Below are 23,059 nucleotides of genomic sequence, written 5' to 3'. Positions count from 1 at the left end.
GAATTTCGCCGCACATTGTTGCGAAGCGTGTTCAGGCGCGCCGCCGAAACCGGCGACGCGCCGAGACCTCAGACCGACAGCACGATGCCATCTGCTCCCGGATCTGCCCCGCCGTCGGGTGCTCCGTCAACAATCCGGATCCCGTGGACCCACGCCACGCCGTAGGTCAGCGGACTGCGCTCTACCGTGTAGCCCTGCTCCTCCAGCTTGCGCGTTTCGCGCCTCGGAATCCTGTTGGTCACGTCGATGATGTTACTGGTCGCAGAGAAGCGCGCACTGGCGACCGCGTCGCTCATCTTCATATCGAAATCAAGGACGTTCAGGACAGCCTGCAGCACGCCCATGGCGATCTGCGTGGCGCCGGGCGCTCCCACCACCACATAGGGGGTGTCGCCCTTGAAGACGAAGGTCGGACAGATGGAGCTGAACCGCGCCTTGCCCGGATGGACCGAACCCGTCTGACCGGGTCGAGGATCGAAGACGCCCATGCAGCCATTGTACATGAAGCCCAGGCCCTTCGTGATCACGCCCGAAGGCATGCCGAGGGAATGGGTCATCGATACGCAGTTGCCCTCCTTGTCGACAACACTCAGATGCGTCGTGTCCTTGGAGGGATGTCCGGAATTGAACCGCGGCACCTCAAATTTCCGGCCCTGCCGAATGCCATCGGCGATATCCTGCGCATAGGCCTTTGAGAGTAGGCGATCGACAGGCACGTCGACGAATTTCGGATCGCCGATGTAACGATCCTTGTCGGCGGTCGCCACCTTCATGGCCTCGCAAACGACGCGGATATACTCGGCAGAGTTATGGCCGAGCGACCGCAGATCAAAGTTCTCAAGGATGTTGAGCATCTGCAGGAGCATCAGGCCGCCGCCCGGCGGCTGGTTGGTGGCAACGCGGTAGCCGCGATAGTCGCCCCAGACGGGGGACGTGAGAACGGGAGCATAGTCGGCCAGGTCCTCGCGTGACAAAAGTCCGCCGTTGGCCTGCATGTCTTCCGCGATCCTGGCCGCGATGTCGCCTCTGTAGAAGGCATCCGCGCCCGACCGGGCAATCTCTTCCAGAGTGGCTGCCAGGTCCTTGTTGACGACGGTGGCACCGACCTGCTTGGGCCTGGAGTGATCGTCGCAATAGAGTTCCTTCGCGGCCTCGGTATAGCTGAGGCGTTCCGGTCCGCCGATTCGGCCCATGGCCCCTTCGGCAGACCACCATGCCGCCACATGAGGCCGCACGGTCCATCCGCGCCTTGCCCAATCGATCGCAGGTGCCATCACCTCGGCCCAGGGGAGTCTGCCAAACTTCGCGTGAGCCGTTTCGTAGGCGCGCAAGGCAGCCGGCACGCAAATCGACTGGTACCCGATGTCGTTCACATTGCCCTTCGTGATGAAGCCGTAGCCGTCCCGCGCCTCCCCGACGATCAGGTCCGCCCACATGTCGTCACGCGCCCTCTTGGGGGCCGGCGCATGGAAATCGATGTACTCGTGAACGCCCGTGGTCCTGGAGAAAACTCCCATGCTGCCGAAACCGGCGATGCCGGTCATCAGCGGATCGACGACGCCCTGGACAAAGGCGCAGGCAATTGCCGCGTCGATGGCGTTTCCGCCCGCGTCCAATATGTCGGCGGCCGCTTCGGCGGCCTCCGGTTGCGGCGCGACAACCATAGATCGCGAGATGCTCATTGATCTGTTCTCCATTTCATTGGGATTCGGAGCCATACAGGTGGCACTCGACGAGTGCTTCCCCGGCCGGGATTGCTGCGGGCTGAACCCTGGAACAGACTTCCATGGCTCGCGGGCATCTGGGGTGAAACGCACAGCCGGACGGTGGATCCAGGGGGTTCGGGAAAACGGTTCCGAGGTTGAGGTCGGGCACGCCGAGGTCCGGATCGGGCGTGAGCACGGACGCCATCAGCACGTTGCTGTATGGATGCCGCGGGGACGCGAAATATTCTGCCGCCGGAGCCTGTTCAACGACGCGCCCCAGATACATGACCGCAATCCGCGTCGCTATGTGCTCGACCACCGCCAGGTTGTGGCTGATGAAGACATATGTCAGGCCGAACCGGTCCTTCAGATCCATCAACATGTTGAGAATCTGCGACTGCACGGACACGTCCAAGGCCGAGGTCGGCTCGTCGCAGATCACCAGTTCCGGCCGCATCACCAACGCCCTTGCGATCGCAACGCGCTGACGCTGTCCGCCAGACAGCTGGTTGGGATAGGAATCCGCCAGGCGGGCCGGCAGCCCTACCCCGTCCATGATTTCACGCAACATCTCGTGACGCGTCTGCGGCGTTCCGATCCGGTGGACCTTCAGCGGCATCGTTATGATCGAGCCGATCGTTTTTCGCGGGTTGAGGGAGGAGTACGGGTCCTGGAACACCGGTTGCACGCGCCGCGACATCATCGCGGTGTTGACTGACCTAAGATCCTTGCCCTCGAAGGTTATCTGACCCTCAGTCGGCCTTTCGAGGCCGAGAAGGATCTTGGCTAGGGTGGACTTGCCGCAACCCGACTCGCCGACAATGCCAAGGATGTCGCCCTTGTTGATCGTGAGATCGATCGCCCTCAGTGCGCTGAGCGGCTTCCTGGGTGAAAACATGCCCTGGCTGACCCGGTAGGTCTTGGTGACGCCAGAGACGGCCAGCAACGACGCGCTCATCGAACCGCCTCCTCGAGTGTTTCGAATTGATCATTGTCGCTCCACACGCGACCGACTTCACTTTCGGGAAGCAAACACCTGTCGAGGTGCCCGGAGGCGCTTTGCCTCAGCGGAATCTCGCCGACCGAGCAGGCTTCCATAGCCCGCGGGCACCGTGTCCTGAATCCGCATCCGTTGATCTTTTCGAACAGGCTTGGAACGACCCCCGGGATCGATCCGAGCCTCGCCCCGACATTGGTCATTCCGGGAACGGGGATGCACCTCAGGAGGCCCTGCGTGTAGGGATGGCGAGGGTTGCGGAAGACGTCCCTGACCGACCCCTGCTCGACGATCTTTCCCGCATACATCACCAGCACCCGGTCGGCGATGCGCGAGACAAGGCCCAGGTCGTGGGTGATGAAGATCATCCCCATGCCGAGCTCTTTCTGTAGGTTCTTCAAGACCCACAATATCTGTGCCTGGATCGTTACATCGAGCGCCGTCGTCGGCTCGTCGGCAATGACGAGGCTGGGATTGCATATCAGGGCCATGGCGATGATAACTCGCTGCCGCAGACCACCGGAGAGCTGATGCGGGTACTGGCCCAGACGCCGCGCGGCCCCGCTGATCCCGACTTTCTCGAGCATCTCCTCGGCCTTCTGATAGGCTTCGCGCCTGGAGATGTTCCGGTGCCGCAACAAAGGCTCGGTCAGTTGATCGCCGATCGTGTAGACCGGGTTGAGCGTCGTCATCGGCTCTTGGAAGATCATCGACATCCGATCGCCACGAATACGCGACATTGCGCGCTCGCCAGCAGATAAAATATCCTTTCCTTCAAAGGTCAGTCTGTCGGCCGTGCGCGTCCCCGAGCGTGGCAGGATGTCCATCAGGGCCAGGGACGTCATGGACTTGCCGCAGCCAGACTCGCCGACGATGCAGACGGTTTCGCCGGCCGAGACCTCAAGGTCGAGCCCCCTTACGACGTGCAGACTGCCGCGAGAAGTCTCAAGTCTCACGTTGAGGTTGCGGGCCTCAAGGATGACCCGGTCTTGTCTGTCAAATGTCATCTCACCGGCCTCCGGGAGCGGTGACGTCACGGATGCCGTCGCCCAGCAGATTGATGCAGATGAGCAGCGCAAACAGCGCGATGCCCGGTAGCGTGATCATCCAAGGCGAGAAGAAGATCTCCTGCTTCGCCTCCGCCAGCATCAGGCCCCAGGAGGGGAGTGGCGGCTGCACGCCGAGGCCGAGGAACGACAGCGAGGCTTCATACAGGATCGCGGTCGCCATCTCGATGGTGGCTATAACCGTTAGCGGAGCTGCGACGTTCGGGAGGATCTCGGAAAGAATGATGCGCGGTGTGGAACATCCGATGGCCTTGGCCGCCACGATGAATTCCTGCGAGCGGATCTGCATGGTCACCGAGCGCATGACCACCGCGAAGCGATCCCACAGCAGAAGACCGAGGACCAGCGTTATGACAGTCAGGGATGCATTGAGCATCGCCACCGTCGCGAGCGCCACCAGGACAACGGGCAAGGTCAGCCGTGTGGTGATGAGGAACGAGATCGCCATGTCGATGCGCCCGCCAAAATAGCCGGCCGTGACTCCGAGCGACGTCCCGATGAGGCCGGACATCAGCGTTGCCGCAGCTCCGATGAAAATCGAGATGCGGCCGCCATAGAGGAGGCGCGACCAGTAGTCCCGTCCCAGCTTGTCGGTGCCGAGCGGATGATCCCAGCTCGCGGTTGGGTGATCCCAGAACCAGGCGTACCAAACCGGCGGGATGCGCCGGCTTGCCAGATCCTGGGCATAGGGGTCGTGCCAGGTGAACAGCGGTGCGCAGATCGCGAGGACCAGGATCAGCGTCAGGCCGATAGCTCCGATCAGCAGGCTGCGGTGACCCAAGGCCGAGAAGAGGACGTCCTTCACCCTTGGCGTTGATGGAATTGCAGCTTCGGTCATGGTCGCCTCAGTTGGTCCGAAGGCGCGGGTCGAGCCACGCATTGAGCAGGTCTGCCGCAAAGGTCAGGACGACGTAGATCGACGCGATCACCAGGACGATCGCCTGGATCACGGGAAGATCCGAGTAGGAGATGGCCTCCCACGCGAGATAGCCCACACCCTGCATGGCAAAGATTGTTTCGATGACGACCGACCCGCCCAACATGAAGCCGAACTGCACGGCCGCTACCGAAACCAGCGGGAGGATTGCATTCCTGAGCGCGTGCTTGAGGACCACCTTGGAACGGCCGAGCCCCTTCGCCCGCGCGGTCCTGATATAATCCGACCCCATGACCTCAACGATCCCGGCGCGGGTGAGCCGCATCAGCGTCGGCGTGGCATAGTATGCGAGAACCACCGAGGGCAGCACAAAATGGGCCCAGCTCGACGAACCGGACACGGGAAGCCATTTCAGTCCCACGCTAAACACGGTAATCCCGATCAGGGCGAACCAGAATGAGGGCATCGCCTGGCCGACGATGGCCACCCCCAAGGCCAGCCTGTCCACCCACGAGTTGGGGCTGAGACCGGCGGCAATTCCCAGGGGCACCGCGATCAGCATGGCCAGCGCGAAGGCGATACCTCCGAGCGTCAGCGTGACTGGCAAGCGCTCGGAGATCACCTCCGTCACCGGGCGGCGCTGGCGATAGGATTCGCCGAAATCTGCCTGGAGCGTATTGCCGAGCCATTCACCGTATCGGGTGAAGATTGGCCTGTCGAAGCCATAGGCGACCCGTATCGCTTCGACGTCGGCCGATGTGGCGCCCTCCCCGGCGAGAGTCCTGGCCGGGTCGGCCGCCACGTTCGTCAGCGCGAACGCGATGGCCGACACCGCGAGCATCACGAGGAGACCCACGAACATTTTCTTGAGCGTGAAGACAAGCACGCAGATTCCTCCTCGTTCGTCGGTTAGCCGCGCTGTGCTATTTCTTCCACTTCACGAGATAGAAGCGGGGGTTCTCGTCAGGGAAGGAGCTGAACTCAAGGCCTGCGCGATGAGCATAGGTGACAGGGTTGGTCCACAGCGGATGCCAGAGCACCTGCTCGTTGATGCGCTTGGTCGCGAACGTGTACTTCTCGAGGCGGACATCCTGGTCGATGGTGGCCGCTCCCGCCTTCAGCGCATCCGAAACCTGGGCGTCATGGGCCATGTCGTCCGCGCCAAGCGTGAAGAAGTTGTTCAACAAGGCGGACACGTCGTTGATGCCGTAGGAGCCCCAGTCCCCCAGGAACAGGTGCGTGTTGTTGCCGGCGATCCGCTCCGAAACGGCGGCATACTGGAGAGCCTGGATGTTCACGGTCACCCCGACCGCCGACAGGTAGCCCGAGACGGCCTCTGCCCACGCCCGGTCGCGGCTGGAGTTCGAGACGAGGTCAAGCGTGACGCCCGACTCAAGGCCGGCTTCCTTCAGCAGGCTTTTGGCCTTCTCGGGATCGTACGGGTACTGCGGAACATCAGCCGGGCACCCGAACTGCGTGCGGAAGCAAGGCGAGGTGACGACGGTCGAACCCTGTCCGATAACCTGCTTGACGATTGCTTCCCGATCGATGGCGTGCGCGATCGCTTGGCGCACCCTGATGTCCTGCAGCGGATTGCCGCCTTCCATGTCGCGGAGATTGAACGACAGGAACGAGATGCGCATCGTCTCGGCCGGATTGACCGTGACATCAGGCACGCTCGAAAGAGGCTCGGCCTGATCCGCCGGGACGTACCAGATCCAGTCGAGTCCTCCCCCCATGAGTTCCGCCATCTGGGTGGAAGCATCCGGGATTGCCCGATATTCGATTGCGGAGAGTTCCGGATCGCCCTTCGGGCTGCCGTCGAAATAGCCTTCCCACTTCGAAAGCGCCATCGATGTGCCGGGAACGAAGCTGTCGAACTTGTACGGACCTGTGCCGATCAGCCCGCCGTCGATCTTGGCGGCGTTGTTGGCGCCGTAGAAGCCCTCAGGAAGCATCGCATGCAGGCTCGCCACATATTCCAGAGCCGGCGGGAACGGCGCATGGAGATTGAGCTGAACCTTGTAGTCGCTCAAGGCTTCCGCGCTCTTGATCCAGTTGACATTGCTCTGGACGTTGATCTTGTTCTCCGGGTTGGAGATGTAGTTGTAGGTGTAGACTACGTCCGCGGCGTTGAAGTCGCTGCCGTCATGGAACTTAACCCCTTCGCGAAGGGTGAATACCAGGGTGACATCGTCCACCCATTCCCATGACGTCGCCAGCATGGGCTCGTATGCACCGGTCTCGGGGTTGCGGTGTATGAGCGTGTCCCAGACCAGTTGTCCGTTCAGGATCATCGCCTCGCGATGGAAATTGTAATATGGGTCTGGCGCCGTAATGGAAACCGTGCTGGCCCAGCGCAATTTGTTGGCCTCTTGCTGCGCCATGGCATTGCCGCAAAACGCCATAGCGGCAACACCTGCCAGCAGTATCAGCTTCTTCATTCCTCACTCCCTGTTGTTCGGCTTGCCGGACTGGCTCGCCACGATTGCCATGAGCTTCTCGCCCACCTCGATGCATCGTTCGCTCGGATAGCGCGCGGCGATGCCGCCAATGCTCAGGCTCCCGAGCAACTTGCCCCTGCTGTCCCGAATGGGAACACCGACAGCGACGATGTATTCGAAGAGATCTTCGTTTCCGATCGTGAAGCCTCGTTGCCTCGCCTCCGCGATGCGCTGCCGGATGGCGGCCGGATCCACCACGGTCCGCTCGGTTAGCTTCTTCAGGGGACGGGACAGATATTGGTCGATGAAGGCATCATCGGAAAACGCCAGCAGCGCGAACGGACCGCCGCCCGCATGGATGGGGGAGCGGGTGCCCAATTCCGTACCGACGTTGCGGATCGGCGTGGTTCCCGCGCGCTTGGCGACGCACAGCGATTCGTCATCGCTCAGCACCATGAGGAGGCCGGCGTCGCCAGTGATCCGCGAGATCTCGTCGAGAGCAGGCGTTGCCTGGAGGATGAGGGGGTTCTTCTGCAGAGCCTGCTGGGCAAGTTGGACCAGCGTGGAGCCAGCGAAGTAACCGCCTGTGGAAGGGTCCCTCTCGATCATCCGCTCAGCCAGCAACGTGGCAAGGATGCGCAGGACAACCGTCTTTCCGTAGCCGACGCGGGCAACAATCTCGGTGGTCGAGATCGGGCTGTCGGCCGCCCCAACCTCCTTGAGGATGGCGACCGCCTTCTGAACCGAAAGACTTTGCTCTGGAACTTTGCGTTGCGTCATCTGATTGGTCCGATTATCGGACTCAAGGTCCTGTAAATGGACACGTACTAAGCCGCTGACGCCGAGTCAAGCGGCAAATCGGGGTCGCCCGTTTCGTGTTCATGGGGCAGCTGGCGAGTGGCGACAAAACTCATTGACAGTTTGATCCCCACACGGAAGGTTAGTGCGCAAACGGACTATAGGTCCGAATATCGGATAAACAGAGCAAAAACACCCATAGCCAATGCCACTCTGCAACGAGGACGATCAGGAGATTCCCAAGCGTGGGACAGTTCCGCCATTGACGCGACCGCGTTGCGCCCCGTCCTGTTCCAAAGTTTATTTCGATCAGGCCCAATGTGACGACCAACCGAATGTCGGCTCCGCCATCTTTCACTCAGCAGCAAGACCGGCGATGAACATCTCCGGCGCTCCAATGAAAATGTCGATGTAACGCATGTTTTATGAACCTTCGAAGGGGCATCCCCTGCCCTGGGACCCGTTCAAGGCGATCGTGGCTCCTCGGCCGATCGGCTGGATTTCAACGGTGGACCGCGACGGCCGAGCCAATCTGGCGCCCTACAGCTTCTTTTCCATCGTTCAAGGCAAGCCTCCCATGGTCTCCTTCGCAAGCGAGGGCCTGAAGGACAGTGTCGTCAATGCTCGAGATACCGGGGAGTTCGTCGTAAATCTGGTGACGGCCAACAGCGTCGATGCCATGAACGCATCGTCGAAATCCTTGCCACGCGGTGAGAGCGAATTCGACTACGCCAAACTAGAGATGGCGCCGTCGTCCCTAGTGAAGCCGCCGCGCGTTAAAGCGAGCCCGGCTTCGCTTGAATGCGTCGTAGCCGATTTCCTCGTCCTCAGGGACAGGGGCGGGCGGCCTCTGGACGGTTTCCTCATCATAGGAGAAGTCGTCGGTGTCCATATCGATCGGGCGTTCCTGGAGGATGGGCGGTTCAGGACTGATAAAGCCGAAGTCGTGGCAAGATGCGGATACCGAGACTACGCAAACGTGACCGATATGTTCACGCTGATGCGGCCCGACGACCGGGATGATTCGCTGCCGGGGCTTTAGAGCGTTCAGCGCAGTTGCGAGTGTTGAGCGAACCATTTGGCAGCTCATCCCTCTTCGCTAACGCTGCGTCGCCCCGCAGAGAGTATACTCCTGGCCTGCTGCCGTAGACTCCGAGGTAGCGTCTATTGAGTTGTCATTCGCCTCGCGGCCCAACGTGGCCAACGCCAGCGGCGAGGCGCTCGCCACCGTAGATTAAGGGGCGCGACGCATGTCGGCCATCCTCCCGTTCGGTTTCGACGGTTCTCATCGGGCGACCGCCAGTCCGGCTGAAGTGTTCCCGCCGCAGCGCTACTGCTGAGCGTTGGGCAGCGGCTTCAGGCTGCGCAGATAGAGAACCACGGCGTCGAGGTCCTCCGGCGTCATCTTCGCCAGATACGCATAGGGCATCGGCGGCAGCATCGGCGTGCCGTTCGGCCGCAAGCCCTTGGTGATCATCGCCTTCAGCTGTTCGTCCGTGTAGCGGGTGATCCCGTCCTCGCTCGGCGTGATGTTGGCCGCGACCGAAACGCCCCAGGGTCCGTGGAACTCGAAGCCGCCCTGGCCAGGTACGGTGTCCACCATCGGACCCTGCGGCCCCATCGGCGTGTGGCACTCCATGCAATGGGAGATGGGACCGGCCAGATACGCGCCATACTCCACAGTCACCCCGCGCTCGGGCGTCTTCACGCTGTCGACCGGAGGGCCGTAGGCAGGCGGCAGGGGGATGCGGTATTCCGATTCCGGCGACTCGTCCTGCACCGCGGGAACGGTGCGCAGGAAGGCGACTATGGCCGCCAGGTCCTCGTCTCCCAAGCCGCGGTACATCGTGATCGGCATCGGCGGCCCGATCACGCTGCCGTCCGGCCTGATGCCCTCGCGGATGGCCCGCGCGAGCTGCTCGTCGGTCCAGTCGGCGACCCGGCCGCCCGGTGTGATGTTGGCTGCGTAGGCGGTGAAGTGCTCGTTCTTCTCCACGAGACGTCCGGCCAGTTCCTTCGACATGACGAACCCCTCGGGACCGAGGGGCGTGTGGCAGTTGCCGCAGCCGGCCGGCCCCCTGACGAGATACTCCCCGCGTTCGAGCTGGGTCTCGGCTGCCGCCGTTCCGGTGAGACCCGCGCCGATCAATGCGCAGGCGACGATGTGCTTCAGATTCATGTTCCCCCCATCTTGGCACGCCCAGTGCCCTGCGCGCAGTAGCCGTCCTCTGAGAGCATGCGGTCCCCCTTGTGGTTGTGGACGACATCTGACGCTGCGTCAATCGCCTACACCACCCCCCAGCTCTCCCTGAGGACCGCTGCCGAGTGACGTTCTTTATGGAAACTTGCAGGCTTCAGGGGGTGTCGATCTATCCGGCCGCATGGATGACATGTGGCCCTCCTTCATTTGGGGGCGTGGTTCCCCCAATGATCATCATCAGCCGAGGACCGATTCTGATAAGTGCATAAATGCACATATGATAATTTTTCATCTATATCACGCGAGTTTTCTCAGTGTTTTTAATTATATTTATTTTGAAATGATGTAGATCAATTGTTTGATTGTTTTTTTCCGTTCTGCACTAGAAAAAAATTATACCTGAAAATAATCGCATCGATGGCGCAATAAATTTCGTTTGTATTTTACGAATATTAGGGGGAGCCTTAGATGCCGTGAAAGTTAGAGAGGCGGAAGTCGATTTCCGGCAAGGCCGCCAAACCACTCCGCACGGCCTCATATCCCGACTGTGAGCCCAGGGAGGATTCGATGCGTGTGTTCAAAAATGCGGTCTGCCTTCCAATTGCCGCCGCGCTCGTGACCTGCGCATATGGGGCGTTGGCAAACGATGACCTGCAGAAACTTGCTGCGGATTCAAAGAACTGGGCGATGCCCGCCGGCGACTATGCCAACACCCGCCATTCAAAACTGAATCAGATCACCAAGGACAATGTGAAGGACCTCCAGGTCAAATGGATGTTCTCCACCGGCGTGCTGCGCGGCCATGAAGGCGGGCCTTTGGTCATCGGCGACGTGATGTATGTGCACACGCCGTTCCCCAACACGGTATACGCTCTCGATCTGAACAACGACGGCAGGATTCTGTGGAAGTATGAACCCAAACAGGATCCGAACGTCATTCCGATCATGTGCTGCGACACGGTCAACCGCGGTGTGGCCTATGGCGACGGCATGCTCTTCCTCAACCAGGCCGACACGATGCTGACCGCGATCGACGCCAAGACCGGCAAGATGGTCTGGTCGGTCAAGAACGGCGACGACAGCAGCGGCGGCAAGGGCGAATCCGGAACCTCGGCGCCTATGGTCGTGAAGGACAAGGTGATCGTCGGCATTTCGGGCGGCGAGTTCGGCGTGCGCGGCCATCTGACGGCCTACAACATCAAGGACGGCACGCGTGCCTGGCGTGCCTACTCGATGGGACCGGATGCCGACATGCTGACCGACCCGCAAAAGACGACCGAGCTCGGCAAGCCGATCGGCGCCGATTCCAGCCTCAAGAGCTGGGAGGGCGAGCAGTGGAAGACGGGCGGCGGCCCCACCTGGGGCTGGCTGTCCTACGATCCGAAGCTCAACCTAGTCTACTACGGCAGCGGCAACCCCTCGACCTGGAACGCGACGCAACGGCCCGGCGACAACAAGTACGCGATGACCATCTTCGCGCGCGACGCCGACACCGGCATGGCCAAGTGGCTCTACCAGATGACGCCACACGACGAGTGGGACTATGACGGCGTCAACGAGATGATCCTGGTCGACGGCATGGAGGTGAACGGCAAGAAGCACGACGTGCTGGTGCACTTCGACCGCAACGGCTTCGCCTACACGCTGGACCGTGACAACGGCGCCTTGCTGGTGGCCAAGAAGTTCGATCCGGCCGTGAACTGGGCAACCCAGATCAACATGGATCCCAAGAGCGACAAGTACGGCCGCCCGGAAGTGGTCGACAAATACTCGCCGCAGCACAATGGCGAGGACGTCAACACCACGGGTATCTGCCCGGCCGCGCTTGGCACCAAGGACCAGCAGCCTGCCACCTACTCGCCCCAGGACAAGCTCTTCTTCGTGCCGACCAACCATGTCTGCATGGACTTTGAACCCTACCGGGTGAGCTACACGGCCGGTCAGCCCTTTGTCGGCGCCACCGTGTCGATGTATCCGGGTCCCGGCGAGCATGGCGGCATGGGCAACTTCATTGCCTGGGATGCTGCAAAGGGCGAGATCGTCTGGTCGAAGCCCGAGCAGTTCTCGGTCTGGTCGGGTGCGCTCTCCACCGCCGGCGATGTCATCTTCTACGGCACGCTGGAAGGCTACCTGAAGGCGGTCGATAAGAACGGCAAGGAGCTTTACAAGTTCAAGACGCCGTCCGGCATCATCGGCAACGTCACCACCTACGAGCACAAGGGCAAGCAGTACATTGCCGTATACTCGGGTGTCGGCGGCTGGGCCGGCATAGGCCTGGCGGGCGGCCTGCTGTCGCCGGAGAACGCGCAGGCCTGGCACGCGGCGGCTGACCAGGGCCGCGCACAGGGCACCGAGAAAGAGGCTGTCAACACGGCGGGCCTCGGCGTCGTCGGCGGCTATGCGGGATTGGCCGATTACACCGCACTGGGCGGTCAGTTGACCGTCTTCGGCCTTCCGGACTGACAGCCGGCCCGCGCTCGTGCGCAAGAAATGGGGCGCCCATCCCGTGTTGCTGGACGCCCTTCCCATTGCCGGGCCGGCACCGCGAACGCCCGGCCCGGCCGTGATGAAGCGGCTCGGCTTTCCGGATCAATTTTTCCCGGAGCGTTTTTCCGCTACGCCAATGGTAGTCAACCGAATAACGCCGGCGCATCGTGCCGGGTGGAGGAGGTTTTCATGCACATTCGTCCGATCGCGACATTGACCGCGCTCTGCCTGCTCGGGGGAGCGCCCTTGGCCCAGGCTGCCGACAAACCCAGCGACCCGCAGATCGCCCACATCGCCTACACGGCCGGGGTAATCGACATCGAGGCGGCCAAGCAGGCTTTGGCCAAATCCAAGAACAAGGACGTTGTGGCCTTTGCGAAGGACATGGTGCGCGACCATGAAGCCGTGAACACGCAGGCGCTCGACCTGCTCAAGAAGCTCAATGTCACGCCGCAAGACAATGCCACCAGCGAGGCGCTGAGCAAGGCCGCCGCCGCCGAACGCGACAAGCTCGCCAAGCTCGACGGAGCAGCCTTCGACAAGGCCTATGTGCAAAACGAGGTGGCTTTCCACAAGCAGGTGAACGGCGCTCTCCAGACGGTGCTCATTCCTTCGGCAAGCAACGCCCAGCTGAAGAGCCTGCTCGAGACCGGGCTGAAGATATTCCAGGGCCACGAGCAGCACGCCGAGCAGGTCGCCGCCGAGCTCAAGTGAGGCAGGCTATGTTGCGCAAACAGCTTGTCCGGGCTGCCAGCGCCGCCCTGGCGCTGGGCCTGGGCGCCGCTCCGCTCCGGGCGGAAACCATCCAGGTCACGATCGAGAACTTGGAGTTTTCGCCGGCGCAGATCGATGTGAAGGTCGGCGACACGATCGAATGGGTCAACAAGGACATACTTGCCCACACCGCCACGGTGAACGGCGGCTGGGACGTGATGATCCCGCCGAAGAAGTCGGCAAGCCTGGTCGTGGGGGCGGCGAAGTCGGTTGACTATTACTGCCGCTTCCACCCCAACATGAAAGGCCGCATCTCCGCGACGGCACCGTAGTCGCCAAGCTGGAACGCAGCTCCGACATCACCCAATCGACCCGGTCGAAACGAGCCAGGAGAATCTCTAATCGTACACTTTTACGTGGCGTTCTGCAGAATACGCAGGTTGCGCTGGATCTCTCGGCGATCCTTCCATACCAACCATCCCTTCTCGTCTCCATTTGCGAGCTACGGATTGATGCCTGCCGCCATTAGCTGCTTTCTCAGCCGAGATGCCGTAGCGCACGCTTCACGGTTGCCAGCCTTGCATTGTTTGCTGGCGGCCGAATGTTCGAGCATTGCGCCATTGATCCAACTGCCGGGCGCGTAATACTGAGGAGACACTTTCGGCGCTGTTGGAGCAGTGGGATACGCTGCCGTCGCGACGGTTGTGGCCTTCTGGCCGCGGGGGCTACGTTTCCAGCCATTCAGAATAAGGCAGTTCTTCATGAACTGATCCTCACGAACGGCATTGTCTATTGCATTACCGAGGCCGGCGCCGGCGACAAAAGCCGGCGATCCGAAAGCGATGTATCCCTGGCTAACGGAGCCTTTGCGCAGTTCGCAGTTTGCGTGAGCGACTTCAAAACTCGGACCATAGCCGATCTGCATATAGTCATTCGGGTTGTCCGTCTGGCAACCGCATAAAGCAATGCAGAGTAATATGACAGCAAATATACGCATGACACCCCCACCCGATACTGGGAAACCATGGCGCAGAAGTCCCTTTAAAACAATGCTTACATTAACTTTTTGTTAAGGAGGGTAAATGGCGAATTGGATCGGCTCTGCGGCGTTCTTCGCAGCGTCCGCGCGATCTTTGAAAGCCTGACCTAAAACAACCGCCTTGGGGTTTGGAAACAAGGTGTGCGCGCAGTTGCGGCACCCAGCGCTTTATGACAATCATCAGGTGTTGCTCAACAGGCAACATGAGACTTGGGGCAACCCTTCCCCGAAGCTGGAGTAGCTCCGGGTCTCACCCAGTCAGCCTGGCTGACAGCGGTTCTGGAAATCGAATAAGACGCCCGACGTGCGCGGGCGGGCGCAGCGTCGGGCAAAGTCGACGCAATAACGTCTGCCCGCTCTATGCAGTCATAAGCTTGTTTGCGGCTGATCGCTGCACCGGCGTGTCCCAGCCGGGAGATCAGATTGGCCTGCTACCGGTTTTTCGGACGCTGAGTTAGGCTAATCCCACCTAGTCGTCAGCGCTGGCATAGCTGGTTCTGGCATTCATTTGAGCAAACAGATCAAGCCCTCGCGACGGCAGAAGCGCCGAGATGGCGAGCGGTGCGGTCCGCAGATGAGCTAGCCGGCACGAGCGGCGGCGAAACGTTACCAACGATCGATAGCTTGGTGGTCTTGTTCATAGTGGTGATCGTCATCGCTGGCATCATCATCTACCCCCCCACACAGAGGATTGACCTCTGCCTATTTTTGCGCACCCTTCGAATGATGGGCGGGAACATTCACAACATCAGGGACCGGCCACGGGCTAGCCCCAAGGTTCAAAGCCATGGTCGCCGCAAGGGACGACGCAGGCTGCCGTATGCCGTGCGTCGGCTTGTTGCTGCCCTGGTAACGATCGTCTGCGTCCTCGCCGTTCAGCAAGCTGTCCAGGGTTGGCCAGACGATGGCCGTTTTGGCGAAGGCCTGACCTCGCTTTTGCCGCGCGCCGCCGCTGCGCCCATCGAAGGACGCGCCACCGTGATCGACGGCGACACGATCGAGATCGCCGGCCAGCGTATCCGTTTCAACGGCGTGGACGCTCCAGAGAGCTCGCAATACTGCGAGGATGCCAAGGGCTTCGAGTACCCGTGCGGCCGGGTTGCCGCGAACGCGCTCGACGAGTTCCTTGCCGCCTCCAGGCCGGCCCGCTGCCAGTTCGTCAGTTGGGACCGGTACGGCCGCTATGTTGGCGACTGCGCGCGAGCCGATGGCACCAGCATCCAGGCCTGGCTCGTCGAGAACGGGCATGCGCTCGATTGGCCGCGCTACAGCAGTGGAGCCTATGCCGCCCACCAGAGCACAGCACAACAGGCGCAGCGCGGCATTTGGGCTGGGACCTTTCAAGCGCCATGGGAGTGGCGCGCGGGGCAACCTGGCAATGTCGAGCAGCCCGCCAGCTTCTCGCATTCGGCCGGTTCCGGCTGCAACATCAAGGGCAATATCTCCGCCAAAGGCGAGCGCATCTACCATGTGCCAGGCCAGAAGTATTACAGCCGGACTCAGATATCAGAGGGCAAGGGCGAGCGCTGGTTTTGCTCCGAGCAGGAAGCGCGGCGCGCAGGCTGGCGCAAGGCTCGCCAATAGCGGAAGCACCCCGCCCCCTTGCTTTATCTCCCCTTTCTGCAAGCATCTGGGCGCTGCCTGGGGGCAGGCAGCCGAAGGCTCGGCGCTCACCCTCCCTGCCTACCGCGCCGAGCCTTCTGCTCAGGTGAGTTCTTCCCGGATTTTGCCCGACTGGCTGCCCAATAGCGGTTCTGGCAAAATCGTGCCGCTGTCAACTTTGGCGAGAGAAGTCTCCTGCCAACCCGCGTTGGACCGTTCGCCAGCGGTTCAGCGCGGGTCCCAGCCGCACCGATGCGCCACTCCTAGACTGCGTCGGGGCCGGGGAACAGAGTCGCGCGAGCGGCGTTTCTAGCCAGCAAACATCACGACAGCGCGGTCCACAATGATAAAGCTGACGGAGAAGGAGAAACGGTTTCTTAAGCGCGTCGACAAGATCACCCACGTTCCCTGGACAGACAAGATTGCCGCGGCGGATGTGAGTGGCAAACCCATGCGGTTGTCCCGGGCATCGTTTACCCGACTTAAGGACGACGGGATCATCATCCGATCCAGTGGCGATCTGACTTCCGATACCTACGTTATCAATCCCGCCCCGGTGACGCCGGAAGTCGAGGAAGTGCAGGAGGCTTCCTGATTGTGTCGCCAGGCGCCGAGCCTTGGCCACGCGACCGCATCTGAAACCTATTTTGGACTGCCGCGTTGATCCTGTAGCTGCGGGCCGTGTCAACCGGGCCTGACGTAGGGTGAACAGGACAGTCTTTTTCCCGGTTTCTCTTCCTGGCCAACGAAATGGCAGACGAGCACCTTATCCCGTCCGGCCTGCAGTGCCTCAGTTGCCAGAGCGCGCTCCCGCTTGTGCGCAGGTCCCGTCCCTTGAATTGCAACAATGTTCCGACACGAAAGGTTCAGGCCATGAGCGAGGTTGTCCATACTTCCGAACAGCTGCGTAACGTGACGACGGATGAAGCCGCCACCATTCTGCGCAACAGGGTCAGCTGGGGGGCAATTCTTGCCGGCGTTGTCGTTGGACTGGTCGTCCAGATCATGTTGACCGTCCTCGGGGCCGGCATCGGGGTTGCCACCTTAAGGCCGGCGGGAGGCACTAATCCCGCAGCCTCTACGTTTTCGACAGTGGCTGGCATTTGGTATGTGCTGTCGGGGCTTATCGGCGCTTACGTCGGGGGCTATATCGCTGCGCGCATGTCGGGCAAGACGCTTGCCACGACGGGGGCATTGCATGGGCTCGCCACCTGGGCCGTCACGACGCTGGTGGTGCTTTATTTCCTGACGAGCACGGTCGGCTCAATCGTCGGCGGTGCCTTCAGCGGGATCTCCAGCGCGCTCGGCGGGGCCACAAACATCGTCGCCCAGACCGCATCCCCGATGCTAGCACAGTCTAACCCGCTCGAGGCCATAGCTGCCCAGGTGCGCGCGACCGGCACAGATCCGGAAGCACTCAACAACGCGGCGATCAACGCGATACGAAGTCTGGTTATGAGCGACGAGGCCACCGCGCCTTCAGCTCGCGAGCGGGCTGTCCAAGCGCTTGCTCAGGCGCGGGGAATCCCTGCTGAACAGGCATCACAACAAATCGCGCAAATCGAAAAGCAGTACCATGATGCCGTCAACGCGGTGAGCCAGAAAGCAAAGCAGGCAGCCGATGAAGCCGCCTCTGTTGTTTCCAAGGGGGCCATGCTGGCTTTCGCCGCCATGCTTCTGGGGGCTATCGCGGGATGGTTCGGCGGGCGCTCGGGCGTCGTTCATCCGGTATTTGCAGACCGGATCATTCCAGCGAGGGCGCGCCCCGAGTTGAGGGATGAGCCGATCACACCCGCACCGCGCGGCAAGGGCCCGGCTGCGAAGATGTGATTGTTCCAGCCCGGTCCCCCTCATGGCGGGTCGTGTCTTGCGACCCGCTTTTCTCGCCGCTCTCTCGGGGATGTCCAGGTCGGCCGCTTCCGATCTTTACGGCGGCGGCCCCTCAGGAACCTCTTAGCAAACTGTCATATGGTTCGGCGCATCACTGGTCGTTTGCGGGGTTGTGCAGTTGGCATGGTCGTCCCCAGCGCCACACCGATCCCATGGCTGGCCGGACGCCAGAGCCTTCGCACCGCGGGCTACGTTTCCTGGGCCTTGGTCAATCCTGGGCTGGCTACGGTACGATGTGCTCCTCAGCAGCCTTCTAACGCGTCCCATTCGCATCGCGATCCGCCCTGCTTGCGCCTTCGGCACTGATGCGGGGCATTGGGCCGCGAAAAGATGCCGGCCGTCAGCCGCTGCTGCTGTCAGCCGGCTTGATGTTGCGCACCATGGCGATGAACTGGTCCCATTCGGTGGCGGCCCAGATTTCGGTGGTTGCATGGCCGAACGTGCGGATGATCGTCGCCACCTTCATGGCGGCCTCGATGTCGGGCGCGGTAAATATGTCCAGATAATCGGTCGGTCCGAGGACGACATAGCTCGCCTGCCACTGCGCCTGCGGGCATTCGCTGCGAATACGCGTCATCACGCGGTGGCTCAGTTCTTCCAGCGCGCGCGGCGACTCTTCCTGGTGGTGCAGTCGGGTCAGCATGACGAAGGTTGCCATCGGGGCTCTCCCATCAGATCCGAAAGCGTGCATTCTGGGCATCCCAACCCAGGCGGCATTGACGGATGTCAACTGCAACTCGCTTTTGCGTCGGCATCAGGTAAAACTTGCGAATGGCCCTCTCTTTAGGGCGTTCGGTTTGCTTTGCGACCGCTCCGCTGGCCTGCAACATTAATTTGGAACAACGGCGGTTGCCATCCGTTGCGCTTTCCCTGCCCCAATTAGCAATGGATAGATGACATGAAAGCGCTGATTGCAATAGCGGCATGCTCCCTCATGGCGCTCACCAGCGGACCAACGTTTGCAGCTTGCCCAGATCACCAAGCGGGCATTTCCAAGGATGGTACGCATGCACCGCTAGAGGCCCCGAAGCCTGATGCGGGCAAACCTGCCCAGAAGACCGGCGACACAATGCCACTGGCGTCCAAAGAGGGAGGTGGCAACAAGGATCTCGCCACGTCCCAGCAGGATGTCGAGTCGCAGCAAAAGGGCGGGAAAACCGCCGCGGCCCAGGCCGACGAAAACAAATGCAAGGATTAGCTCGCGCGGATAACGAGCCCTCATCGTCGTCGCGGCGCATCCGTGACCGCAAAATTCGGAACGTTGAGTAGTATCTCGACATTCGTCGCTGGAGCGGGCCGCGGGCTGACGTTGACTTCTAATCAGCACCGGCCGAAGCCTCGTCCGTCCCTTCACGGGTTGCCCGGCTGGCTGTCCTTCGAGGGCGCTGGCATCATCCGCCGCTGTCTAAAGTGGAACAGCACTCCCACTTGCGTCAGCAATGGGCCCGCGTTGGACTATTCCCCCGGTCTGGCGCGGGCTTTGGCGTACACCGGAAAGCATAAAGAAGCCCGCCGATCGGTGACGAACGACCGGCTCCAGGCGTGCGACGTTGAGGAGTAGGTCCATTGCCCCGTCACGAGCAACGGCCCTTAGCTTTCGTCGAACAGGTGATGCTGCCCGACAGGCCCTAAGCCTTCACCCTGCCGGTGTTCCAAGTGTTGCAAGTGCCACACGGAATTTTGATCACCCGCGCAGGTTTGTGCGTCGGCCGGCTTGCTATTTGCCATCTACCTTCAGGTGGCGGCGCTGCCGCTCGGTCCGGATTCGGCGGCTTATCCGAGCGCCTGCCGCCCGGCCCATAGCCTTTCCCGGTGCAGGCGGATCGTCAACTCTAGGATCTCTTCCGGGCTCCGACCACCGATAGTATACAAGAACAAGACCCTTGCCGAAATTTCGTCACGGTCGGCCTGGTCGACGATGTGCAGCGTTTCGGCTGCCCGCAGCACCACAGCGTCCAGTACGTCAAGCACCTCGGCGGAAAAGCCGGACAGCATTTCAGGGGACTGGGAAAGGTAACCGCGCATCGGTCGCTCCGACCTCCAAGGCGGGAGAAAAAAGCCCGCCGCGTCGGCGACGGGCAAGCGCTTGGTGGCAATGACCAAAATCCACCAAGACGAGAAGACGGGAAAATGGTGCTCTCTTGCGGAAATTCCAGAGACACCTATCGCAGCGAGTCACACCCTCGCTGCGGCCAAGGGTAGCGAAAAAAGCCCGCCGTTCCCCGGAGAGGGCGGCGGGCAAAATGAGCTCTCGCGACGAGAGCCAATTCAACGTGGCGACAGTGCTAAAGTTGCAGCCAGGGTCTTTTTTCTGGCCTCCGATACGACGCACAGGAGTTTGATCAGCTCGCCCGGGGCTTACGCTCCCAGCGTCCTGCCGTTCTCCCGTGGGAGTGCAGCCGTACAACGAGCTCGGTTATTTCCGCCGGCGTCTTGCTCAGCGCATCGAGCGCCAGAACTCGAGCCAACACCTCGTTTTTGTCGCTCGGCTCTGTAATACCAAGCTCTCGGGCGAGCTGCTGCGCCAGTCGGTTGAGCGTTGCGACATGCTCCTCTGTGTGACTGCGGACGGGGGAAGAATGCCCCTTATGGGATGCGCGCATCGCAGCCTCCAGTCGCATCACATATTGCCTCCATCCTGAGGCAATCACGCCCGATGCGATCCGCTGTGGAAAGAGGAGGGACGATCATGACAGAGCCGCTGACGCGTGCAAGTCGCGGCAAGCACCGCACCACTACCACTTTCGCATAACCACCAAACGGATAGTTGAATGCAGAGCCTTGCGGGCGCACGTTCATTTTCCCCCCGATAAGGTGCGTGGCGGCATGAGGTCTGACCTGATTGGTAGGTGAACCCTTATGCCGCCAACATCTTCCCCGTCAGCAAGCCGGCACAGACATTCAGATTTCCTTACCGGTCACCCCTCCGGCGAAAGCGTGTGCTTGTGATCTCTTCCAGAAAGTTGTGCTTGGACGGGAACAACAGCCGGCCGGTGAGGTTTGTTGCCCTCAAAGTCTTGCGTGGGAGCAGCGCAAAGAAGGAGATTGAAAATGACGCCGATTGACCTGGTCGAAAGCGACGACGTGATTGGCACAAACGTATACGACGCCAATGGCGAGCACGTGGGGAGCGTGGAGCGCCTGATTATCGGCAAACGGGATGGGCGCGTGGCGCACGCGGTGCTGAGCTTCGGCGGTGTGTGGGGGTTCGGTGCCGACTACTATCCGGTGCCGTGGTCGGCGCTGACCTATGATGAGGATCTCGGCGGTTTCCGCGTCAACATCACCCGGGAGCAGGTCGAGAACGCCCCGAAATACGACGCCGATTCCGATTACGACTGGTCACCCGAGAACGACCGCCGCATTGGGGACTATTACGGCCGCTGAAAAGGAGCCCCCCGGCGGTTGCAGTTCCGGCGCAAAAAATGCCCGCCCCGGCAAACGGAGGCGGGCAAAGCTTCTGACGAAGATGAACCTGAGAATAGCGCTGGTGCGACTAGACTCGGAGTGATGCCAGCAAATCCGAATTGCTGCGGCGGGGCAAGAGGCTCATCAGCCGACAAAGGTATGCTGGAGTTCCAGCTTTGGAACGTACACATCGGGAGATTAATGCGTTGGGGGATACAGCGGCACACCGACGTAACTTCCCTACACCATATCGAACTTCACCCAGCTTACGCCAAACGAGTCGTTGTTCATCGGCCAATTGAGACGACCGGCTCGGGTGTGGTCTTTGGCAGGGGTGACACCCAGGCTCAATCATGCCAGGCTCAAATTGCGGCGGATCTTAATGGATCTGCCAGGCCGGCGTGCATGGGGCAATGATCGCGCCGGCCGATCTCCTCGCCACGTCCGCCGAGTACAGCCAACGTTCCGCATGGCCAATCGCCGGTCACTTGGTTGGAGACGACGGGGTTTCCACATCCAGCGTAGACGTTTTCAAGGATCACGATTGCGGTCCAAAGGCTAAATCAGCGCCGCTGATGCCCGCCTCGGGTAAGACACGGGCTGATGAGTAAGGGTACGCTCGCAAGGGGGACAGGCGGGCGCAGGCACATGATGCGCGGAGCATGCGCTGGGAGCCTCATCGTCGCCAAACTGCGCGTCCGCGTAGGGCGCCACTCAAATACCCGTCGGGCCGCTCGTGTACGGGGGTCGCGAGAGGCTCATCGCGGAGCCAAGATCAACGTAAAAAAATCAGCTATAGGTAGAGAAGGTTCGACATCAGAACCATCCGCTCCGCCAGTTGATTTCCATAATTTATTGATATTATTGAAATATTTCGGTCGCCCCAATGACCCTTCCCCCTATTGATCCCCCTAAGCTCGATAGATGTATGCGGTTCTCTCCGGACTAAAATAGACCATTGTCAATCATGGCCGGTGCAACACTCCATCCTCGAACCCGGTGACGCGATTGTCTTCCCGGACACCCGGTCCCGAAAGCTGACAGTGATCGGAACCCCACGAATGCTCCGCCGCACACGCTCCCCAAGGCCAAGCGCTTGGCCTGTTCTGACCAATCACTGCTCGAAAGCAGACTTTCACCGGAACAGGCTCGCTTGACCCGAAGCAGACTCTCGCAGGCAGGGCCGTGCGTGTCGGCTTTGTGCCCATGCACGAACCCGCTCCGCGGGAGGGCCGCCTCGTTCTGAGATGGCGTGACGTTCATCGGCCTTGAGTGTGTAGAGGCTGCGATCTGACCATGGAGTTCCCTTCAACGAGAGGTACCCGCCGCCGCTCGACCGGCTGATCGCCCTGAATAAGACGCCTCCCGGTTGAACCGGTGCGCGCGGACCTGGAGATCGCCGATATCTTCCGTGCTGCTGGGCCTGCGTACCGGGCCGTACATGCCCGCCATCTAAGCCTCGCCCAGCTCAAGGTCATGTCGGCGATCCCCTAGCTGTCGCACGGCGACCCTCGGCGGTGATGCCGATGCGTGCGCCAAGATGCCTGGGATCGGTCGCGATGGTCAGCATCGTCTCCGATGCCGCCTTGAACAGCAGGTTGTAGACCAAGGCCTTGTTGTGGAAGGCGATGGCGGCGACCTCGGCGGGCAGCGTGAACACGACATGGAAGTAGCCGACCGGCAGCAGGTCGGCTTCCCGCTCGGCGGGCCATGTCCGCGCCGCCGCGCCCTGGCACTTCGGGCAGTGCCGGTTGCGGCAGGAGTTGTAGGCGATGCGCCACTGGCCGCAGTCCTCGCAGGCCTCGACGTGACCGCCAAGGGCTGCGGTGC

20 protein-coding genes and 2 pseudogenes are annotated in these 23,059 nt (G+C 61.2%); 10 read left to right on the top strand and 12 right to left on the bottom strand.

Annotated features, from left to right (window positions below):
- Nucleotides 1-68: 68 nt before the first annotated feature.
- The 7 genes from ggt to ABLE86_RS22330 are packed head-to-tail and all read right to left on the bottom strand — an operon-like array spanning nucleotide 69 to nucleotide 7,871.
- Entirely contained in the window at nucleotides 69-1,682 is a 1,614-nt protein-coding gene (gene ggt, locus ABLE86_RS22360) for a gamma-glutamyltransferase (protein ID WP_348781201.1), read from the bottom strand.
- A 16-nt stretch (nucleotides 1,683-1,698) separates the two neighbouring features.
- A complete protein-coding gene (locus tag ABLE86_RS22355; protein ID WP_348781200.1) occupies nucleotides 1,699-2,664 on the bottom strand; it encodes an oligopeptide/dipeptide ABC transporter ATP-binding protein in 966 nt (321 codons plus the stop codon).
- Nucleotides 2,661-3,710, bottom strand: a complete 1,050-nt coding sequence (locus ABLE86_RS22350) for an ABC transporter ATP-binding protein (RefSeq protein ID WP_348781199.1) — start codon at nucleotides 3,708-3,710, stop codon at nucleotides 2,661-2,663. The genes ABLE86_RS22355 and ABLE86_RS22350 overlap by 4 nt, the downstream gene beginning before the upstream one ends.
- A 1-nt stretch (nucleotide 3,711) precedes the next feature.
- Nucleotides 3,712-4,608, bottom strand: a complete 897-nt coding sequence (locus ABLE86_RS22345; protein ID WP_348781198.1) for an ABC transporter permease — start codon at nucleotides 4,606-4,608, stop codon at nucleotides 3,712-3,714.
- A gap of 7 nt (nucleotides 4,609-4,615) precedes the next feature.
- On the bottom strand, nucleotides 4,616-5,533 hold the full coding sequence (locus ABLE86_RS22340; RefSeq protein WP_348781197.1) for an ABC transporter permease: 918 nt from the start codon (nucleotides 5,531-5,533) through the stop codon (nucleotides 4,616-4,618).
- Between the two features lie 37 nt (nucleotides 5,534-5,570).
- Nucleotides 5,571-7,091, bottom strand: a complete 1,521-nt coding sequence (locus ABLE86_RS22335) for an ABC transporter substrate-binding protein (RefSeq protein WP_348781196.1) — start codon at nucleotides 7,089-7,091, stop codon at nucleotides 5,571-5,573.
- Between the two features lie 3 nt (nucleotides 7,092-7,094).
- Entirely contained in the window at nucleotides 7,095-7,871 is a 777-nt protein-coding gene (locus ABLE86_RS22330; RefSeq protein ID WP_348781195.1) for an IclR family transcriptional regulator, read from the bottom strand.
- A 436-nt stretch (nucleotides 7,872-8,307) separates the two neighbouring features.
- On the opposite strand from ABLE86_RS22330, the gene ABLE86_RS22325 reads away from it, so the two are divergent.
- On the top strand, nucleotides 8,308-8,931 hold the full coding sequence (locus ABLE86_RS22325; protein ID WP_348781194.1) for a flavin reductase family protein: 624 nt from the start codon (nucleotides 8,308-8,310) through the stop codon (nucleotides 8,929-8,931).
- Between the two features lie 288 nt (nucleotides 8,932-9,219).
- Here the strand turns inward: ABLE86_RS22325 and ABLE86_RS22320 are convergent, their stop codons facing one another.
- Entirely contained in the window at nucleotides 9,220-10,068 is an 849-nt protein-coding gene (locus ABLE86_RS22320) for a cytochrome C (protein ID WP_348781193.1), read from the bottom strand.
- 588 nt (nucleotides 10,069-10,656) lie between these two features.
- Here ABLE86_RS22320 and ABLE86_RS22315 point away from each other — a divergent pair.
- The 3 genes from ABLE86_RS22315 to ABLE86_RS22305 all read left to right on the top strand — a co-directional run bounded on the left by ABLE86_RS22315 (nucleotide 10,657) and on the right by ABLE86_RS22305 (nucleotide 13,622).
- A complete protein-coding gene (locus tag ABLE86_RS22315) occupies nucleotides 10,657-12,552 on the top strand; it encodes a methanol/ethanol family PQQ-dependent dehydrogenase (protein WP_348781192.1) in 1,896 nt (631 codons plus the stop codon).
- A 213-nt stretch (nucleotides 12,553-12,765) separates the two neighbouring features.
- Nucleotides 12,766-13,290, top strand: coding sequence for a DUF4142 domain-containing protein (locus ABLE86_RS22310; protein WP_348781191.1), 525 nt, complete (start codon nucleotides 12,766-12,768; stop codon nucleotides 13,288-13,290).
- A gap of 8 nt (nucleotides 13,291-13,298) precedes the next feature.
- Nucleotides 13,299-13,622: a cupredoxin family copper-binding protein gene (locus tag ABLE86_RS22305; protein WP_348781190.1), complete on the top strand. Its 324-nt coding sequence runs from the start codon at nucleotides 13,299-13,301 to the stop codon at nucleotides 13,620-13,622.
- A gap of 170 nt (nucleotides 13,623-13,792) precedes the next feature.
- Here the strand turns inward: ABLE86_RS22305 and ABLE86_RS22300 are convergent, their stop codons facing one another.
- Nucleotides 13,793-14,287, bottom strand: a complete 495-nt coding sequence (locus ABLE86_RS22300) for a hypothetical protein (protein WP_348781189.1) — start codon at nucleotides 14,285-14,287, stop codon at nucleotides 13,793-13,795.
- A gap of 684 nt (nucleotides 14,288-14,971) precedes the next feature.
- Between ABLE86_RS22300 and ABLE86_RS22295 the strand changes: the two genes are divergently transcribed.
- From ABLE86_RS22295 to ABLE86_RS22285, 3 genes are all read left to right on the top strand, one after another.
- Nucleotides 14,972-15,913, top strand: a complete 942-nt coding sequence (locus tag ABLE86_RS22295) for a thermonuclease family protein (RefSeq protein WP_348781188.1) — start codon at nucleotides 14,972-14,974, stop codon at nucleotides 15,911-15,913.
- A 361-nt stretch (nucleotides 15,914-16,274) separates the two neighbouring features.
- Nucleotides 16,275-16,526: a hypothetical protein gene (locus ABLE86_RS22290; RefSeq protein WP_348781187.1), complete on the top strand. Its 252-nt coding sequence runs from the start codon at nucleotides 16,275-16,277 to the stop codon at nucleotides 16,524-16,526.
- A gap of 278 nt (nucleotides 16,527-16,804) precedes the next feature.
- The gene (locus tag ABLE86_RS22285) at nucleotides 16,805-17,761 is read left to right on the top strand and encodes a PhnA-like protein (RefSeq protein WP_348781186.1); all 957 of its coding nucleotides are present in this window, start codon (nucleotides 16,805-16,807) and stop codon (nucleotides 17,759-17,761) included.
- Between the two features lie 400 nt (nucleotides 17,762-18,161).
- Here the strand turns inward: ABLE86_RS22285 and ABLE86_RS22280 are convergent, their stop codons facing one another.
- Entirely contained in the window at nucleotides 18,162-18,479 is a 318-nt protein-coding gene (locus tag ABLE86_RS22280; RefSeq protein WP_348781185.1) for a GYD domain-containing protein, read from the bottom strand.
- 240 nt (nucleotides 18,480-18,719) lie between these two features.
- Between ABLE86_RS22280 and ABLE86_RS22275 the strand changes: the two genes are divergently transcribed.
- On the top strand, nucleotides 18,720-19,019 hold the full coding sequence (locus ABLE86_RS22275; RefSeq protein WP_348781184.1) for a hypothetical protein: 300 nt from the start codon (nucleotides 18,720-18,722) through the stop codon (nucleotides 19,017-19,019).
- Between the two features lie 575 nt (nucleotides 19,020-19,594).
- Here the strand turns inward: ABLE86_RS22275 and ABLE86_RS22270 are convergent.
- A complete protein-coding gene (locus ABLE86_RS22270; RefSeq protein ID WP_348781183.1) occupies nucleotides 19,595-19,846 on the bottom strand; it encodes a hypothetical protein in 252 nt (83 codons plus the stop codon).
- Between the two features lie 1,026 nt (nucleotides 19,847-20,872).
- On the opposite strand from ABLE86_RS22270, the gene ABLE86_RS22265 reads away from it, so the two are divergent.
- Both ABLE86_RS22265 and ABLE86_RS22260 read left to right on the top strand, forming a co-directional pair.
- Nucleotides 20,873-21,208 carry a PRC-barrel domain-containing protein gene (locus ABLE86_RS22265; RefSeq protein WP_348781182.1) on the top strand — a complete coding sequence of 112 codons (336 nt, stop codon included), beginning with the start codon at nucleotides 20,873-20,875 and terminating at the stop codon, nucleotides 21,206-21,208.
- Nucleotides 21,209-22,606: 1,398 nt separating this feature from the next.
- Nucleotides 22,607-22,748 (top strand): annotated as a pseudogene (locus ABLE86_RS22260) (IS91 family transposase); the annotation flags it as partial.
- Here the strand turns inward: ABLE86_RS22260 and ABLE86_RS22255 are convergent.
- Nucleotides 22,743-23,059, bottom strand: a pseudogene (locus ABLE86_RS22255) (transposase zinc-binding domain-containing protein); the annotation flags it as partial. The pseudogenes ABLE86_RS22260 and ABLE86_RS22255 sit on opposite strands and share 6 nt — an antisense overlap.

The sequence above is a fragment of the Mesorhizobium sp. KR2-14 genome (genome assembly GCF_040049255.1).
Classification (GTDB): domain Bacteria; phylum Pseudomonadota; class Alphaproteobacteria; order Rhizobiales; family Rhizobiaceae; genus Pseudaminobacter.
Note: the sequence above shows the minus strand (reverse complement) of the source record. Positions and strands in the feature narration are given on the sequence as shown.

Bases quoted from the DNA above. Each gene is read 5' to 3' on its own strand.
- ggt (WP_348781201.1), bottom strand. From the start codon at position 1,682: ATGAGCATCTCGCGATCTATGGTTGTCGCGCCGCAACCGGAGGCCGCC.
- ABLE86_RS22355 (WP_348781200.1), bottom strand. From the start codon at position 2,664: ATGAGCGCGTCGTTGCTGGCCGTCTCTGGCGTCACCAAGACCTACCGG.
- ABLE86_RS22350 (WP_348781199.1), bottom strand. From the start codon at position 3,710: ATGACATTTGACAGACAAGACCGGGTCATCCTTGAGGCCCGCAACCTC.
- ABLE86_RS22345 (WP_348781198.1), bottom strand. From the start codon at position 4,608: ATGACCGAAGCTGCAATTCCATCAACGCCAAGGGTGAAGGACGTCCTC.
- ABLE86_RS22335 (WP_348781196.1), bottom strand. From the start codon at position 7,091: ATGAAGAAGCTGATACTGCTGGCAGGTGTTGCCGCTATGGCGTTTTGC.
- ABLE86_RS22330 (WP_348781195.1), bottom strand. From the start codon at position 7,871: ATGACGCAACGCAAAGTTCCAGAGCAAAGTCTTTCGGTTCAGAAGGCG.
- ABLE86_RS22325 (WP_348781194.1), top strand. From the start codon at position 8,308: ATGTTTTATGAACCTTCGAAGGGGCATCCCCTGCCCTGGGACCCGTTC.
- ABLE86_RS22320 (WP_348781193.1), bottom strand. From the start codon at position 10,068: ATGAATCTGAAGCACATCGTCGCCTGCGCATTGATCGGCGCGGGTCTC.
- ABLE86_RS22315 (WP_348781192.1), top strand. From the start codon at position 10,657: ATGCGTGTGTTCAAAAATGCGGTCTGCCTTCCAATTGCCGCCGCGCTC.
- ABLE86_RS22310 (WP_348781191.1), top strand. From the start codon at position 12,766: ATGCACATTCGTCCGATCGCGACATTGACCGCGCTCTGCCTGCTCGGG.
- ABLE86_RS22305 (WP_348781190.1), top strand. From the start codon at position 13,299: ATGTTGCGCAAACAGCTTGTCCGGGCTGCCAGCGCCGCCCTGGCGCTG.
- ABLE86_RS22300 (WP_348781189.1), bottom strand. From the start codon at position 14,287: ATGCGTATATTTGCTGTCATATTACTCTGCATTGCTTTATGCGGTTGC.
- ABLE86_RS22290 (WP_348781187.1), top strand. From the start codon at position 16,275: ATGATAAAGCTGACGGAGAAGGAGAAACGGTTTCTTAAGCGCGTCGAC.
- ABLE86_RS22285 (WP_348781186.1), top strand. From the start codon at position 16,805: ATGAGCGAGGTTGTCCATACTTCCGAACAGCTGCGTAACGTGACGACG.
- ABLE86_RS22280 (WP_348781185.1), bottom strand. From the start codon at position 18,479: ATGGCAACCTTCGTCATGCTGACCCGACTGCACCACCAGGAAGAGTCG.
- ABLE86_RS22275 (WP_348781184.1), top strand. From the start codon at position 18,720: ATGAAAGCGCTGATTGCAATAGCGGCATGCTCCCTCATGGCGCTCACC.
- ABLE86_RS22270 (WP_348781183.1), bottom strand. From the start codon at position 19,846: ATGCGCGGTTACCTTTCCCAGTCCCCTGAAATGCTGTCCGGCTTTTCC.
- ABLE86_RS22265 (WP_348781182.1), top strand. From the start codon at position 20,873: ATGACGCCGATTGACCTGGTCGAAAGCGACGACGTGATTGGCACAAAC.